The 14,567-nt window shown below is 34.3% G+C and carries 17 protein-coding genes, 1 riboswitch and 1 other annotated feature; of the genes, 2 read left to right on the plus strand and 15 right to left on the minus strand.

Annotated elements, in window-relative coordinates; translation table 11 throughout:
- From J2Z38_RS02965 to J2Z38_RS02980, 4 genes are all read right to left on the minus strand, one after another.
- The gene (locus J2Z38_RS02965) at positions 1-888 is read right to left on the minus strand and encodes a branched-chain amino acid ABC transporter permease (RefSeq protein ID WP_209772234.1); all 888 of its coding nucleotides are present in this window, start codon (positions 886-888) and stop codon (positions 1-3) included.
- A gap of 19 nt (positions 889-907) precedes the next feature.
- Entirely contained in the window at positions 908-2,098 is a 1,191-nt protein-coding gene (locus tag J2Z38_RS02970) for an ABC transporter substrate-binding protein (protein ID WP_209772236.1), read from the minus strand.
- A gap of 57 nt (positions 2,099-2,155) precedes the next feature.
- Positions 2,156-2,390 (minus strand) — a binding site (T-box leader).
- 178 nt (positions 2,391-2,568) lie between these two features.
- Complete coding sequence (gene mgtE, locus J2Z38_RS02975; protein ID WP_209772239.1) at positions 2,569-3,894, minus strand: magnesium transporter; 1,326 nt, start codon at positions 3,892-3,894, stop codon at positions 2,569-2,571.
- 226 nt (positions 3,895-4,120) lie between these two features.
- Complete coding sequence (locus J2Z38_RS02980) at positions 4,121-4,816, minus strand: YjjG family noncanonical pyrimidine nucleotidase (RefSeq protein WP_209772241.1); 696 nt, start codon at positions 4,814-4,816, stop codon at positions 4,121-4,123.
- Positions 4,817-4,921: 105 nt separating this feature from the next.
- Between J2Z38_RS02980 and J2Z38_RS02985 the strand changes: the two genes are divergently transcribed.
- Complete coding sequence (locus J2Z38_RS02985) at positions 4,922-5,977, plus strand: endonuclease/exonuclease/phosphatase family protein (RefSeq protein ID WP_209772243.1); 1,056 nt, start codon at positions 4,922-4,924, stop codon at positions 5,975-5,977.
- A gap of 84 nt (positions 5,978-6,061) precedes the next feature.
- Here J2Z38_RS02985 and J2Z38_RS02990 read toward each other — a convergent pair whose 3' ends face one another.
- The 10 genes from J2Z38_RS02990 to J2Z38_RS03035 all read right to left on the minus strand — a co-directional run bounded on the left by J2Z38_RS02990 (position 6,062) and on the right by J2Z38_RS03035 (position 12,387).
- Positions 6,062-6,529: a GNAT family N-acetyltransferase gene (locus tag J2Z38_RS02990; RefSeq protein ID WP_209772245.1), complete on the minus strand. Its 468-nt coding sequence runs from the start codon at positions 6,527-6,529 to the stop codon at positions 6,062-6,064.
- Positions 6,530-6,546: 17 nt separating this feature from the next.
- Positions 6,547-6,966, minus strand: a complete 420-nt coding sequence (locus J2Z38_RS02995) for a histidine kinase (protein WP_209772247.1) — start codon at positions 6,964-6,966, stop codon at positions 6,547-6,549.
- Between the two features lie 8 nt (positions 6,967-6,974).
- Complete coding sequence (locus J2Z38_RS03000; RefSeq protein ID WP_209772249.1) at positions 6,975-7,178, minus strand: helix-turn-helix transcriptional regulator; 204 nt, start codon at positions 7,176-7,178, stop codon at positions 6,975-6,977.
- A gap of 23 nt (positions 7,179-7,201) precedes the next feature.
- Complete coding sequence (locus J2Z38_RS03005) at positions 7,202-7,555, minus strand: hypothetical protein (RefSeq protein ID WP_209772251.1); 354 nt, start codon at positions 7,553-7,555, stop codon at positions 7,202-7,204.
- Positions 7,556-7,692: 137 nt separating this feature from the next.
- Complete coding sequence (locus J2Z38_RS03010) at positions 7,693-8,601, minus strand: hypothetical protein (RefSeq protein WP_209772253.1); 909 nt, start codon at positions 8,599-8,601, stop codon at positions 7,693-7,695.
- A 6-nt stretch (positions 8,602-8,607) separates the two neighbouring features.
- On the minus strand, positions 8,608-9,084 hold the full coding sequence (locus J2Z38_RS03015; protein ID WP_209772256.1) for a hotdog domain-containing protein: 477 nt from the start codon (positions 9,082-9,084) through the stop codon (positions 8,608-8,610).
- A gap of 158 nt (positions 9,085-9,242) precedes the next feature.
- On the minus strand, positions 9,243-9,638 hold the full coding sequence (locus tag J2Z38_RS03020) for a hypothetical protein (RefSeq protein WP_209772258.1): 396 nt from the start codon (positions 9,636-9,638) through the stop codon (positions 9,243-9,245).
- A 177-nt stretch (positions 9,639-9,815) separates the two neighbouring features.
- The gene (locus J2Z38_RS03025) at positions 9,816-10,988 is read right to left on the minus strand and encodes a YcjF family protein (protein WP_209772262.1); all 1,173 of its coding nucleotides are present in this window, start codon (positions 10,986-10,988) and stop codon (positions 9,816-9,818) included.
- A gap of 143 nt (positions 10,989-11,131) precedes the next feature.
- A complete protein-coding gene (gene tenA / locus J2Z38_RS03030) occupies positions 11,132-11,809 on the minus strand; it encodes a thiaminase II (RefSeq protein WP_209772266.1) in 678 nt (225 codons plus the stop codon).
- A 31-nt stretch (positions 11,810-11,840) separates the two neighbouring features.
- Positions 11,841-11,934, minus strand: a riboswitch (TPP riboswitch).
- Between the two features lie 21 nt (positions 11,935-11,955).
- Positions 11,956-12,387, minus strand: a complete 432-nt coding sequence (locus J2Z38_RS03035; protein WP_209772281.1) for a 2-thiouracil desulfurase family protein — start codon at positions 12,385-12,387, stop codon at positions 11,956-11,958.
- A gap of 157 nt (positions 12,388-12,544) precedes the next feature.
- Between J2Z38_RS03035 and J2Z38_RS03040 the strand changes: the two genes are divergently transcribed.
- Entirely contained in the window at positions 12,545-13,933 is a 1,389-nt protein-coding gene (locus J2Z38_RS03040; RefSeq protein WP_209772284.1) for a sodium-dependent transporter, read from the plus strand.
- A gap of 191 nt (positions 13,934-14,124) precedes the next feature.
- Here the strand turns inward: J2Z38_RS03040 and J2Z38_RS03045 are convergent, their stop codons facing one another.
- Positions 14,125-14,547, minus strand: a complete 423-nt coding sequence (locus tag J2Z38_RS03045) for a hypothetical protein (protein ID WP_209772286.1) — start codon at positions 14,545-14,547, stop codon at positions 14,125-14,127.
- Positions 14,548-14,567: the final 20 nt, after the last annotated feature.

Genomic DNA, 14,567 nt, shown 5'->3' on the forward strand with positions numbered 1-14,567 from the left:
TCACACCTTTTCTTTCTCTAATTTTCCAAATAAACCATTTGGTTGTACAAGTAAAACAACGATTAAAACTACAAATACTATGGCGTCTGCATAGGCACTTGATAGATAAGCTCTAGTTAAAACTTCGATTATACCAAGAATTAGACCACCAACTACAGCTCCTGGAATTAATCCAATCCCTCCTAAAACAGCTGCAGTAAAAGCTTTGATACCAAGCATTGACCCCATAAAGGGTTGAATTTGAGGATAGCTAGCCACATACAAAACTGATGCCACGCCTGCAAGAGCAGACCCTATAGCAAAGGTCAATGTCATTACCTGATTTACATTTATCCCTACAAGTTCGGCTGCCCCATAATCTTCACTAACAGCAAGCATAGCCTTGCCATGCTTGGTTTTATTTACAAATAAACTAAGTACATAGGTCAAGAAAATTGTTGTAACTATAGTGATGATTGTAGCAAAAGAAAGGTGAACTCCCCCAAAATTTATAGAAAATTGTGGGAATATTGCTGGTATAGGTTTAGCACTTGAAGTGAATATTTTTACAAAAAAGTTCTGTAAAAATAAGGATACACCTATTGTTGTGATGAGTAAGGAAATTCTTGAAGAATTTCTTAGGGGTTTATAGGCCACTCTCTCGATGACTACTCCTAGGATTGTACAAACTAAAATTGCAGGAATAATAGCCAACCATAATGGAAGGCCAGCCTTAAATAAAGGTAGTTGGATTGCTAAAAAAACAGTATAACCACCCACCATGATAATATCACCGTGGGCGAAATTTATTAATTTTGCAATTCCATAAACCATTGTATATCCAAGGGCTACAAGGGCATAAATACTGCCCAGCTGAAGCCCGTTAAACAATTGGGTTACAAAATCCATTTTAATCTCCTTTTATATATTACTTGTTGGATTCAACCCCAAGATCGCTGTCAAATTTATATTCTCCATTTACTATTTTTATCATTTTTGCTGTTTTTATAGGGTTGTGATTTTCATCATATGTGAATGATCCAGTTATACCATCAAATTTTATATTCTTTAGGGCTTCGATTACCTTATCCCACTCTGTTGTGCCAGCTTCTTCTGCTGCTTGTTTATATAGATAAACTGTATCGTAACCTTCTGCAGCAAAGGTTGATGGTTTTTCACCGTATTTTTCTTCGTAAGCTTTTATAAAGTTTTGAACTTTTTCACTTGGATCTTCTAGGGTAAATTGATTTGCAAAGTATGAACCTTCTATTGCTTTAAAGTTTGACTGATCCATTACAGATAAAACTGTATCCCAACCGTCAGCACCAACTAAGGTTGCGTCTATTCCAGCCTCTCTAACTTGTGGAACTATTAAAGCTACTTTTTCATAATAATCTGGGATAAATAATACATCTGGTTCTTCTTTTCTAACCTTTGTAAGCTGAGCTTTAAAGTCTGTATCACTATCTCCGTATGATTCATCAGCAACAACTTCCATGCCTAATTCTCCAGCTTTCTTGCTAAATACATCAGCAACACCCATAGAAAAATCTGATGATTGGTTTCTTAGTATAGCTACTTTTTTAGCCTCAAGTTTGTTTTTAGAAAAGTTTGCAAGAACTTCACCTTGGAAAGGATCTGTAAAGCAAGTTCTAAAGGCATTTTTCTTACCTTCTGTTATGTTTGCTTGAGTTCCTGTTGGTGTGATAAATACAACTTCGTCCTTGGCAGCGGATTCTGCTATAGCAAGTGATGGTTTTGATGGTACACCACCAAATATCGCTTCTACTTCATCTTGCATAAGGTTGTTGTAGTTTGTAACAGCGTCGGTTATTTCACCCTTGTCATCATATTCAGACCACTCAATTTGTTTTCCTAGGATTCCACCATTAGCATTTACTTCATCAATTGCTAGTTTTATACCATTATTTGTTGTTATACCATAAACTGAAACTTGTCCAGTTAATGGTGATGAGTTTCCTAGTTTTAAAGTTTCACTCGCTTCTTTCTTTGAACCTTCATCTGCTTTTTTGCCTTCATTTCCACCATTATTTGAGCAAGCTGTTAAAAACATACCTGCTAGTAACATTCCAACTGCTAATTTGTTTTTTAATTTCATAATTTCCTCCTAAATTTTAGGGAATAAAAAAACCTTCGTCTCCTTACTCCACTTGGATAAAGAGACGAAGGGTAATTACATAATTTTTACCTTCCGCGGTACCACTCTTCTTCATCTAATGATGCACTTAATTCATTTAATGAATAGCTCTATAACGGGAGCTCCCGTCAACCACTTACATTTCAGTGGGAAGCTTGATGGTGATTTTCGTTAAAATATCCTAGTATCTTCCACCAGCCGATACCTCTCTAAAAAGATTCTCCTAACTACTCTTCCATGTCATAGCTTTTATTTATCGTTAGGTAGAATATACACCAGCAAATTTATCTTGTCAAATATTTTTTTGATAATTATTAATAAAACTTGATTATTATAAATAATTTCCTTGAAAATAGCCACTTTCTTTAAATAATAAAAATAAAAAACCACACACTAATACAAGCATGCGGTTAAAATTTGTAATCAGATTTTTATAATCCTAATAATAATGATGCAACTTCAAAATAAATTAAAAGTACACCAGTATCTACAATAGTTGTAATAAGTGGACCTGCCATTACTGTTGGGTCTATATTTAATTTATCAGCTACTAGTGGTAGCAAACCACCTACTATATTCGAGATAACTATTGTTAAAAATAAGGTTAAGGAGACAGTTAAGTTTACAGCCAAATTTACATTATCAACTATGAGTATCCTTAAAAAGTTAATTACAACTAGCACCAAAGAAACTAGGGTACCAACCTTCATTTCCTTAAAAATTACCTTAATAAAATCTTTTGCAGTTAAATTTCCTGAAAATAATTGGGTCATGATTGTTGTTGAGGCCTGACTACCTGCATTTCCACCAGAGTCCATCAGCATTGGTATGTAGGCTGTTAGAACTACTGCTTTGGCAAGGAGGCTTTCATACCTTTGGATAATGAAACCTGTCATTGTTGCTGTGATTAAACATATTACAAGCCAGGTTGTCCTGTTTTTTGCTATCTTAAGTGATGATTCATCTAAATAAGATTCTGCCTGGTCTGAAATACCTGTTATATTTGCAAAGTCTTCCTGTAACTCTTCATGAACTACGTCGATTACGTCTTCTGCTGGTACGATACCGATAAGTCTGCCTTCTGAGTCAATAACAGGAACTTCCCCTAGGTCATACCTGATAGATAGCTTTGCTACTACTTCTTGGTCATCAGTTGGGCTTACTGCTGCTGTTATTTGTTGGGTGATTGATTCTATGGTTGCCTTTTTGTTCCTAATAAGGTCTGCAATAAAAACAAAGCCAGTTAGGACTAGAGATTCATCTGTAACCCAAATTTGTTCAAGTTTTTCCGCGTCTAGGTCGCTTTCCATGACTTTTTTCATAGCTGCTGCAGGAGTTTCTGTTGACTTCACTGATAGGAAGTTAACTGTCATGATAGAACCGACAGATTCTTCTGGATAGCCTAGAAGTGCATTAATAATTTCCCTTCTGTCGCTATCAATATGTCTAGTCATTAACTTCTTAACCATATTTGCAGGAAGCTCTTGCAAGGTATCTACAAGTTCGTCTTCGTCTAGTTCTTTTACAAGGTCTTTGATATTTTCTTCTGATAGGATTTTCAAAACCCTATCCTTGTTTTCTGGTTTTAGTTCTGTAAAGGTATCAGCCAGCAAATCCTTATTTAATAGCTTAATCCAAATAGCTACAGATTTTTCTGGCAATACCTCAAGTCTATCGGCTATATCAACCGGGTTCATCTTGTTGATCTCTAATTGGAGTTGTTTAAGATTATCAACGTTATAATTTCTTTCTGCCATTTATTTCTCCTATTAAGTTAAAATATTCCTTAGAATATTTTTTGCATAATGGCAAATAGAAATCCGCCACTATACTAGTCTCTTATTTTCTTACACCTTCGATAGGGCGACGCCTTATCCATTTCTCCTCCTTGATTTTAAAAGTTTTCATAAATAAAAATATTTTTATGTAAGATTTACATAAAACTTCCTTCAACATTATACATTTTTCGCAAGTTTTCTGCAATCATTCAAATATTTTTGCTAGACAATCCTCAACTTCGTTTAGGGAACTTATCTCAAAATCAATTGGTAAATTCAAGTGATTTTTCTTCTTATATGGGTTAAACCAAATAGTTTTGATTTTTGCTTTAATCCCACCTAGCATATCTGATGTCAGAGAATCTCCTATTATTACATAATCTTCAAGGACCCTTGATCCAATTTTATCAAATACATATTCAAAAAACCTCTCGTCGGGTTTTTCAAAACCTATTAGCTCCGATATAAAGGATTCCTTAAAAATTTTATTCAAATCAGAACCTTCTAACTTTCCCCTTTGGGCTGTTAGAGATCCATTTGTGACTGCATATTGGTCATATTTATCAGAAATTTTTTTTACAACCTCCTTGCCGAAAGGATTAAAAACATAGGTCTTTCCAAGTTCAATTTGATAATTGTGATTGAAGTCTTCAACTATATCAGTTTTGATCCCATATTTTTCAAAAAAGTCCCTAAACCTACCCAATAGTACCTCATCCCTAGTAACCTCATTTCGCTCAAGCCTTTCCCAATAAATATTGTTTATATTTTTGTAGGCCGTAAGCATGTCTTCGGTCGGTTTTTCTAAATTAAATATCTCAAAACACTTATTTATAGCGCTAGTTTCTGCCAGATCAAAATTTAAAAGTGTCCCATCTATATCCCATAAAATTTTCTTCATGTAATCTCCCCTTTATATAAATATTTTACTACACTATAAATATTATAAAACTATTTACTTTAATGCTTATTAATGTTATCCTTAACATAAGAATGTGAGGTATTTATGAAAAAAGTTATGAAAATTATAGTTTATTTAATACTCTTATTGATAATTGCCTTTTTATGCCTACTAGCATATCTCATGGCAACCGAATATAAGCCAAAAGACATAGAGGAAGTCGCTATAGCCGGTTCATCTGAAGATAAAATAAAAATGAATGAAACATATAAAGCCCTAAGCTGGAACATTGGCTACGGCGGTTTGGACAAGGATACAGATTTCTTTATGGATGGCGGCAAGATGGTAAATCCTATATCAAAAGACCACGTCGAAAACGCCCTAGCAGGTATTACAAAAGAGATAAAGGATATAAACCCTGATTTAGTCTTATTACAAGAAGTAGATTCTGATTCTAAAAGGACCTACCATATAAATGAAGTAGGATATTTTGACAAAGAATTTTATGGTGCGTCAACCTTCGCCTATAATTACAAAGTGAACTTCGTACCATTTCCTATTCCACCAATGGGTAAGGTAAATTCCGGAATATATACCAATTCCAAATTTGCCATAGAATCATCTTACAGGTACCAACAGCCAATCCCACACAAATGGCCAGTAAGGCTAGCCAACCTCAAAAGAGGCTTCAACGCCTCCTACCTTCCTATAGAAGGATCCGATAAATACCTAGTATTGGTAAATGTCCACCTTGATGCCTACGAATCCGGCTCAAGCGGCAGACTTGCCCAAACAAAACAAATAATCGCCTTTATGACAGAAGAATACAACAAGGGAAATTATTTAATAGTCGGTGGTGATCTTAACCAAGAATTAAGAAAAGATTATGTAGCAAATGTACCAGAAGGCATTTGGAACCCATCACCTTTCCCATACGATTACCTAACAGACAAAATCAAACCAATTTTTGATGAATCTAACCACTCATCAAGACTAAACCACAAGCCTTACGACCCAAATGACTCTTATGAGTGTATTATAGACGGATTTTTAGTAACAGATAATGTAGAAATAAAATCCGTAAAAGGCCAAGCATTGGGCTTCGTAAACAGCGACCACAACCCTGTTTTGTTAGAATTTAGTCTAAAAGAAAATAATTAAAATTAGTATAATTAAAATCGTCCAGGATATTCAGCTCAAGATTTGAGTCTAAATGTCTTTGGACGATTTTTTATTTTTAAGATTTCATTTTAAATCTAATTTATACATTTCTTTGCCGATTTTTTCAAAATCATGACTTTTAAATAATCTTTGTGAAACTTGGTTAAAATCATAGATTTCTGCCTTTAGGTATGGCAAGTCTGTTTCCTTAGCCAAGGATATCAACATATCCAAAACCTTGCTTCCTATTTTCCTTCCCCTATATTCTTTTGAAATCACTATAGCTACCATATTGTCATCAAAAATTGCACAGTCTCCTATTAGTCTATTTTTATAGGCAATATAAAACAAAGTTCCATTTTTATTTAAATATTCATACATTTTTTCTAGCTGATTTAGGTCGTAAGACATTTCAGAATTATCAACCATTTTTACCGTTTCCTTATCTTCATACCAAGGAAGGGATAATCTATAGGCTGGAAAGTATTTTACAAGACATAGGCCATCAACAAAGTCTTTTTTATTGTATTTGTTTGCCTCAATTATTTTCATATATTATCCAGACTTTATTAATCAATCCTATACCAATTATTTTCTATAAGTTCGGTCAGGTTCTTATAATTGTTTTTAAATAACCTACCATTAAGCTCTACTTCGTATTGGTAGAGTTTACCTAGGTGGTTAATTTTAAGTATTTTTTTATTTCCCTCTACTAGTTCAAAGTCTTCTATTTCATTCCAAGCCATAAAGAGAAAATCTTTTTTATCTGTGTTTGAAATCTCTGATTCATAGACTCCTTTAGGGTCAAAGTATAAAATGAAGGTCCTTGATGAATCCATTGTATAGTAAAGGCCGCCGATTAAAAACCATTTGCTAATATCCTTAGCCGGACTATTGTGCTTAAAAACTATTAAATAAGACTTATCGTCTCCAAATTTTTCCCTTACTTTTTTGTCCATATCATCGCTGGTGTTAAATAATAATCCCATATTTTCTCCTATTTAAATATAAATACTTCCTTAATATCTTTATCAAAAACCTTGCAAATTTTGTAGGCTGTCTCTAGGGTTGGGCTTATGGTGTTACTTTCATAAGCCATTATAGATCTCCTTTTAAGTCCTACCATTTTTGCCAAGGCGTTTTGGGAAAGTCCCATTTCCTTCCTAAATTCTCTAATCCTATTTTCTATTACTACATCCAAGCAAAAACCACTCCTTTTCTTATCTATAAATCTTTAACATATTTTATCCTTGCAATTAAGGTATAAATTACAAAAATACATAAAGTTACATATAGCTTAAAGACCTTTGGATCTAATACCTCACTTGGGTCATATCCTATTGTTAGCGATTGAACTACACCTAAGCTCAAAACTATAATAATCGATATTAAAGCACTTAATAAAAATGTCTTCAAGGTGTAATATTTTTGCACCTTACCACCTTCGTTTTTAAAATAATAAAAAGAAATGTAAAAAAATACTCCTAAGCCTATTATTATCGGCAAATAATTTGGTACTTCTACAAAAAACATTGTGACTAACAATATAAAATAAGCGGCTATTGCAAAACTTATCATAAATTTCTCCTTAAAATCTGTTACATTTATAGTACTATTTGTGTTACATTTATAGTACCATATTGTAAAAATCATGCAAGGCTTTTTGTAAAAAATAAAGTCTTCAAACAAATTAATGTCTAAAGACTTTTTTCTTATTAAACAAATATATCCATAACTGTCTCTGGCATATCTATGAGTCTATTTAAGTCAAGGACTATCAAGCCATCGTATTTTCCCGCTATTTCCCAACAATCCTTTGTTAATCTTGCCTCATCTATCACCAGCACCAACTTTGTGTTTCTATCGTCTAGAGCCTTTCTATATTTTTCTATACTTGCTAAGATTCTCTCGAATTCACCAAGGCTTAAATAAGTCTTATAGCTAATATCCTTAATCTCGACTATATATTTTAGCCCATCTTTTTCTGCCAATATATCCAAATAATAAATTCTCTTAGTTTCCTTATCGACAATTTTAGGCTCAACCTGAGTGTTAAAACCATTTTTCCTAAGATTTGCATCTATTAATTTTGCTTTGTTATATTCACTTTGAATTGAAATGTTGCTTAGAGCACGAATTAAGTTTCTAGGTCTTATCTTAATTATGGCCTTTTTTTCACCCTTGTGTTCGTTAAAACCGACAAACATATCTCCAACTACAGTAAAATCACCGTGGGCAACAGCATTTCTAATGCACCTAAGTAAATCTTCGGTCTTTGTTTTGGATTTTTGCCTAACTATTATTATCTTTTGGCAAGAGGTGCATATTTCTCCCTGATAATAATCCCAATATTCATCAAAAATTTCTCCACCAGGTTTTATAAATAAAACATCTTTTTTACTCATTCCAAGGCAGTCTAATACATAATCGAAGGTCAAATTTTCAAAAGCCTTGCTCCTAATTAGATTATCGCTGAAAGATTGGACAGAATCGATATTTGGTATATACCACAACAACATTTGAATAGCATCCATCACGTCCTTATCCCAATCTTTTGGCCTTGGCATGTGGTAAATCTGATATTTTTTCGTATTTCTATCTGAGCAACATTTCTCAAACTTCATAATAACCTACATATTATCCTTAACTGCTACAGCCACCATCTTGGCCTTGGCCCTGACTTCTCCCTTGCAAGTTAAAACCATATTTACAATAGCCTTCCTCTCACCTAATTCTTCAAGGCTTGCGACAACTTCAACTTCCTCATCCATTGGAGTTGGCTTTTTAAAATCCACTTCTAGGTGGGCTGTGATAAATCTTTCGATAATAGTATCTTCAGAAAGGTCAAGTCCCTTGGCACAGTGCTTGAAAAATGCAGCACTAGCTGTGCCATGGCAGTCAAAAATCATGGCTATCATTCCTCCAAATAAATTATTTGGGACTCCACCTGTAAAAGCCTTTCCAGGCCTAACCTTAGTTATTACTTCTTTTCCATCTTCACTTGGGTAAGATTTTAGGTGTAAACCCTCTTCGTTTTTTGGTCCACATCCCCAACAATACTGAAACCTTTGACCATAAGTATCTTGAATCGCAATTTTTTCTCTCATTCTTCTTTCCTTTCTCGATTAAAATTCAAAATCAACTAAGAAATTTAATCTATTAGATTAATTTTATTAATTATCTATTTTTCTAATAACAACTTTGGTTTCTTCTAGAAGTAAAGGGAGGTTTTCGTAAGAAAAATATTCAATATTCACAACCTCAGCTATAGTTTCCCTGCCGTGATTTCCACCGGTACAAGGACCTTATCCCCAACCTTAATTGTTTCGTCATCAGTCCTATAGTAATAGCTTTTACTATCGGGGCTAAATTCCACAGATAAGTAAATATAATCAGACTCACTTCTAATTATTTTTCCGTAAATATTTGGATCTAGGATATCTGGTATAGATGAATCCAAGAGAATTTCTGTGATATTTCCTATAAAGATAGGGAAAAAATACGGTAGATTTCTCCTATCATAGGAGAATGACTTTACAAAGATAGTTCCATCTATATCAATAACTAAGACTTGCTTATCTTCTGTATCTGGCCTAGTAGCTAAGTCCGATCCTCCAATATCAGTTTTTATTATTAGTTTATTGAATATATTATAATGCAAAGCTTACTCCTCTAACTTTTTATACCCAATAAAACTATGTTAATAACTATTAATAGAAAGAAAAATCGCCCTCAATTTTTAGGCGATTTAAATTTGTTTATATTTTTAATAGACTTTTGATTTAGGATGTTTCTTATATTTGCGAATTGCTCAGTCAAATAAATTCTAATCTTCTTGTTATTTATTTTGAGACCTCTCCAAAATTTTCATAAGATTTTCTCTACCATTTTTTAGATTTTCTTTAAAAATATTTGCTATGGTTTCCTTTCCTTCCTTGCTAGTTAGGTCTTCTATGTTCATCTCTCCCTTATAGACAAGTTCCATGAAGGCTATGTAGGCACTACCTAAAGCTGCTGTAATTACACCTGCTGTTGCCGCCGATATTGCTCCGCCGGCAATTGATCCTGCAGCTGGGACTAGTTTTAAAATATTTGCCACAACTGCCCTACCAAGTAAGGTTGCCCCGCCAGAGCCTATTGTCGATGATAAAAGGGCTGTGATTACAGACTTATTTACATCAAACCCAAATATAACTGTAATTGAAGCTATCATTCCCACCTGGGTTGGGATTAACAAGGTTGCATCTGCAAAAGGTATTGGTGCCGCCCCTTGGCCTGTAGCTGCAAGGGCAGCTGTGGCTACGACCTTAGAGGCTCGACGCTTTTTTTCGGATAAACTCGCTATCTGCACGTGCTGAAGAGTATCAAGGAGTTCATCCGGCAGGGCCTCACCCATGACCTCAATCAATTTTTCAAGTCCAAAAGATTTTACAATTCCAACATCTTCTATCTCATAGTCTTTGGCAAGGACAGGAATTACTTGGATAATATCTAAATTTTCATCCAAAATCATCTGCCTCATCTTTTCGGCATTTTTTCTTGAAATTGACTGGGTTAGGACCACAATTATTGGTACTTGGGTGACATGATTTTCTCTTGATAATTCTCTAAGCCATTCTATCTCCTCTGGTTCAATCCTATTTGAAGCTGTATTTATGCAATACCAAATACAGTGAATAGCTTTATTAATATCCTTAGTCGCAAGTCCCTTGTTAATTGTGTCAAAAACTTCTTTTTTAACATCTTCCTGAACATCCTTACCCAGCTCAAAACCCCTAGTGTCATAGATTACAAGGGGAATATCTTTTTTTGTAATCTTTCTCATATGATTTGTTACAGGCCTACCCATGCCTGTTTCAGCAAGTTCGTCCTTAAAAACAGCATTAATTAGTGTAGACTTGCCTACGCCAGTTTTCCCTGCAACAATTATATTCAAAGTAGAAAGATTTTGAATTTTCTCATTAATTGCATCAATTGTATCTTGAGCAACCTTACCTAGGTCATTTAGCATACAAACTCCTTAGTTTTTCACTCTAATAAATGAATTATAGGAATATTGTACTTTTTAGCCTTTTTTTAACAATGTGCAAAGAGGAATCAAAAATACCTGCAAAGCTAAACTTCACAGGTATCTCTAACTTTTAATATTTTATTTTAAATTTCTGGCCAAGTTTCTTGGTTGTAACACATATCCCAAAACATATATTCAAATAAGCCGGTTTTTACTACTATTTCTTCAAGTACCTTTAATTCTCTTTCAGGTTTGCCTTCGGCAAGCTTATTAATAAGATCCATGGCGTTTTCATTTAGGTCTGTAAATTCATCTGATGAATACATTTCTATCCACGACCCATAATTTTCGTCCTCCAAGGCTCCAGGTATTTTAGCAAGCTCAAGGCCTATATAATTATAGCACCATGAACAGGCAAGTAGGGCTGCCGCTACGTTTTCTACTCCACCTGCCTGGGCTTTATTTAACATATAAGAAGTGTAGGCGGTATTGATTGCGGATTGTTCTGTCGCTTCAAGATCTTCTTCTGGAATACCGAAAGTCTTGGCATAGGCCCTATGAAGGTCCATTTCCACAAATAAAACTCCGTCTAGACCCTTGGCAAAAGAATTCATTGTAGTAAGGTCTGTAGCCTTTGATGTGCCAATTGCAAATAATCTAGCATATTCTATAAGATAGACATAATCTTGCTTTAACCAATGTTTAAATTTTTCGAGGTCCAAAGACCCATCTCCCATGCCTTGAACAAATGGATGCTTATAGCAAGCCTCCCAAATCCCTTTGATTTTTGGATAAATCCTATCTGTAAATTTTTCTGACATAAAAAACCTCCTTGTCTTCACAAGGAGCTATAATTTGCCTATTTCACATCCCTCCGCTAGTCCTAACTAGATCAGGTTAAAGAGTTCGATTTCTCGTCTCAGCCTAAGCACCCCTCGTGTTAATCCTATTATATCTAATAGGAAAATTATTGGCAAATTTTTATAAATTCTTCAACATCAATAGCTTTTATCCCTTCTTTGTTTAATGTCTTAACAAAAATTCCATTTCCCTCGATTAATTTCCCACTAAAGGACCCATCATAAATTACCCCCACACCACAAGACGGACTCCTCGATTGCAAAACTACAAGATCTGCACCAGATTTTTTCACAAGGTCTAAGGCTATTTCTGCTCCCTTTTTAAATTCAGCATCAACTGACCTTCCTTCTTTTGTTAAGACTACCCCATTTACAACCTCAGCTGGTGTTCTCGGTGTAGGAAGACCTCCCATGACCTCAGGGCATATGGGAATCACATCATATTTTTCAAGAATTTCCCCTAATTCGTATGAGTAATTATTCCCACCATTATATTTACAATTTTCTCCTAATAAACATGCACTCACAGCAATTTTCATTCATTCACCTCATTTTCCCACTCGATTTGCAAACATTTTCTCCACTCAAAATATATCTTACCACAAAAAATAATGAAAAAAAATTAAAAAAAAGTTTTAATTATTAATTTTGGTGGTATGATAGACTTATTAATTTATAAATGAAAGAGGAATTATTATGAAAGAACATAAGGGATTTACGGGCCAGCTTGGTTTTATCTTGGCTGCGGCTGGTTCTGCAGTAGGTGTAGGTAACCTTTGGCGTTTCCCATATCTTGCAGCCAAAAATGGTGGAGGAGTCTTCCTTATCATATATTTACTAATGGTTTTTACAGTAGGTTTTGCCCTCTTAACAACAGACCTAGCCATAGGTCGTAAAACTGGAAAAAGTGCAATCTATGCCTACCAATCTATGAATTCAAAATGGAAATTTTTAGGTATATTTACATTTTTTGTACCAGTAATTATCATGACCTACTACGCAGTAATTGGCGGTTGGATACTTAATTACATAAAATATTTTTTAACCGGCCAGGTAACACTAGCGGCTGATGATGCTTGTTTTTCAAATTTCATTTCATCAAACTCATCAGTTTATTGGTCATTAGCCTTCATGGTACTTACAGCTGTGATTGTTTTTGGCGGAGTTGAAAAAGGAATTGAAAGAGTTTCTAAAATTATTATGCCAATTCTTTTGATAATGGTATTAGGAATTGCGATTTTCTCACTAACCCTAAAGTCAACTACAGATAATGGTGACCTTAGGACCGGACTTGAAGGTCTATTAGTTTATTTGAAGCCAGATTTTACTGGAATGACTATAAGAAGATTTTTACAAATATCTCTTGATGCCATGAGCCAACTATTTTTCTCACTTTCTGTATCTATGGGAATCATGATTACCTATGGATCTTATGTAAAAAAAGAAGTTGACCTAGCAAAGTCTGTTTCTGTAATCGAAATCATGGATACAGCAGTTGCCATGCTTGCAGGTGTAATGATAATTCCTGCTGTATACGTATTTTTAGGTGTTGAAGGTATGTCTGCAGGACCAGGACTTATGTTTATTTCCCTCCCTAAGGTATTTTTCCAGATGGGACCTGCTGGCAGGATCATAGGCCTTGTATTTTTTATACTAGCAGCATTTGCAGCCCTTACCTCTTGCATATCAGTGCTAGAGTCAATCGTTGCAAACACAACAGAAATCTTAAATACAAAAAGAAAGTCAACCACTATTGTACTTTCTGCTGTTTACCTAATAGCCACAGCTGTAATTGCCCTTGGCTATAGCAAATTTTATATAGAAGTTTCCCTACCAAATGGATCAACAGGTCAGCTTCTTGACATAATGGACTATATTTCAAATAGTTTCATGATGCCTCTAATCGCCTTCCTATCTTCAATCTTCATTGGTTGGGTAATGAAACCAGAATGGATTATTGATGAAGTCGAATATGGCGGCAAGAAATTTACTAGGAAAGGGCTTTATATCATAATGACAAAGTACTGTTTGCCAGTCATCATGTTCATCCTATTTTTAATATCAACAGGTATTTTTACCTACTAAAAAAATCGCTCCTTCTGGGGCGATTCAAGCTATAGACAAAGTCATTTTCTAATGTCATTCAAACGAACGAAGTGAGGAAGAATCCTATAATTTATGGGATTCCTCGTCGAATCCTGATGGATTCTCTGTCGGAATGACGTATATTTATATACTTTGTCGACATTCTGAATCGCTCCTTCTGGGGCGATTTTTTATTCTAAATTTCCTATAATTTTAAGTACTTTTTGGAAATCTTCTTTATTATATTTTTGCTTATAAATTGTTGAATCTGCGTAAATTTCAAGCTTATAATTTTCCTTATCGACATTTATATTTCTTATATCAGAAAAAGTAATTTTCCTAATGATTGATTTTCCAAGTAAGACATAAAATCCATCTTCCCCAATTCCTTCGCAATAAGTTATTGTGTAAAGATAAAACAGTGCAGAAATTGCTGCAATAAAAGATTCTATTCCTCTCCCCATTTTATAAGCTAAAATTAAATACAAAATCCCTGCTAAGACCAAATTAATATTATAAATAGGCCTTACATCTATTCTGATTTTCTTTTCCTTGCTTGCTCTTAGATTATAAATAGCAAAGCCTAAGAACATTAAAATTAAGAAGTACTCCATAAATCCTCCAAAAAATGACC

This window comes from Anaerococcus degeneri (assembly GCF_017874475.1).
Lineage (GTDB): Bacteria > Bacillota > Clostridia > Tissierellales > Peptoniphilaceae > Anaerococcus > Anaerococcus degeneri.

Bases quoted from the DNA above. Each gene is read 5' to 3' on its own strand.
- tenA (WP_209772266.1), bottom strand. From the start codon at position 11,809: ATGTCAGAAAAATTTACAGATAGGATTTATCCAAAAATCAAAGGGATT.
- J2Z38_RS03045 (WP_209772286.1), bottom strand. From the start codon at position 14,547: ATGGAGTACTTCTTAATTTTAATGTTCTTAGGCTTTGCTATTTATAAT.
- J2Z38_RS03025 (WP_209772262.1), bottom strand. From the start codon at position 10,988: ATGCTAAATGACCTAGGTAAGGTTGCTCAAGATACAATTGATGCAATT.
- J2Z38_RS02980 (WP_209772241.1), bottom strand. From the start codon at position 4,816: ATGAAGAAAATTTTATGGGATATAGATGGGACACTTTTAAATTTTGAT.
- J2Z38_RS03015 (WP_209772256.1), bottom strand. From the start codon at position 9,084: ATGAGAGAAAAAATTGCGATTCAAGATACTTATGGTCAAAGGTTTCAG.
- J2Z38_RS03010 (WP_209772253.1), bottom strand. From the start codon at position 8,601: ATGAAGTTTGAGAAATGTTGCTCAGATAGAAATACGAAAAAATATCAG.
- J2Z38_RS03035 (WP_209772281.1), bottom strand. From the start codon at position 12,387: ATGAAAATTGCTGTGAGTGCATGTTTATTAGGAGAAAATTGTAAATAT.
- J2Z38_RS02985 (WP_209772243.1), top strand. From the start codon at position 4,922: ATGAAAAAAGTTATGAAAATTATAGTTTATTTAATACTCTTATTGATA.
- J2Z38_RS03005 (WP_209772251.1), bottom strand. From the start codon at position 7,555: ATGATAAGTTTTGCAATAGCCGCTTATTTTATATTGTTAGTCACAATG.
- J2Z38_RS02965 (WP_209772234.1), bottom strand. From the start codon at position 888: ATGGATTTTGTAACCCAATTGTTTAACGGGCTTCAGCTGGGCAGTATT.
- J2Z38_RS02990 (WP_209772245.1), bottom strand. From the start codon at position 6,529: ATGAAAATAATTGAGGCAAACAAATACAATAAAAAAGACTTTGTTGAT.
- mgtE (WP_209772239.1), bottom strand. From the start codon at position 3,894: ATGGCAGAAAGAAATTATAACGTTGATAATCTTAAACAACTCCAATTA.
- J2Z38_RS02995 (WP_209772247.1), bottom strand. From the start codon at position 6,966: ATGGGATTATTATTTAACACCAGCGATGATATGGACAAAAAAGTAAGG.
- J2Z38_RS02970 (WP_209772236.1), bottom strand. From the start codon at position 2,098: ATGAAATTAAAAAACAAATTAGCAGTTGGAATGTTACTAGCAGGTATG.
- J2Z38_RS03040 (WP_209772284.1), top strand. From the start codon at position 12,545: ATGAAAGAACATAAGGGATTTACGGGCCAGCTTGGTTTTATCTTGGCT.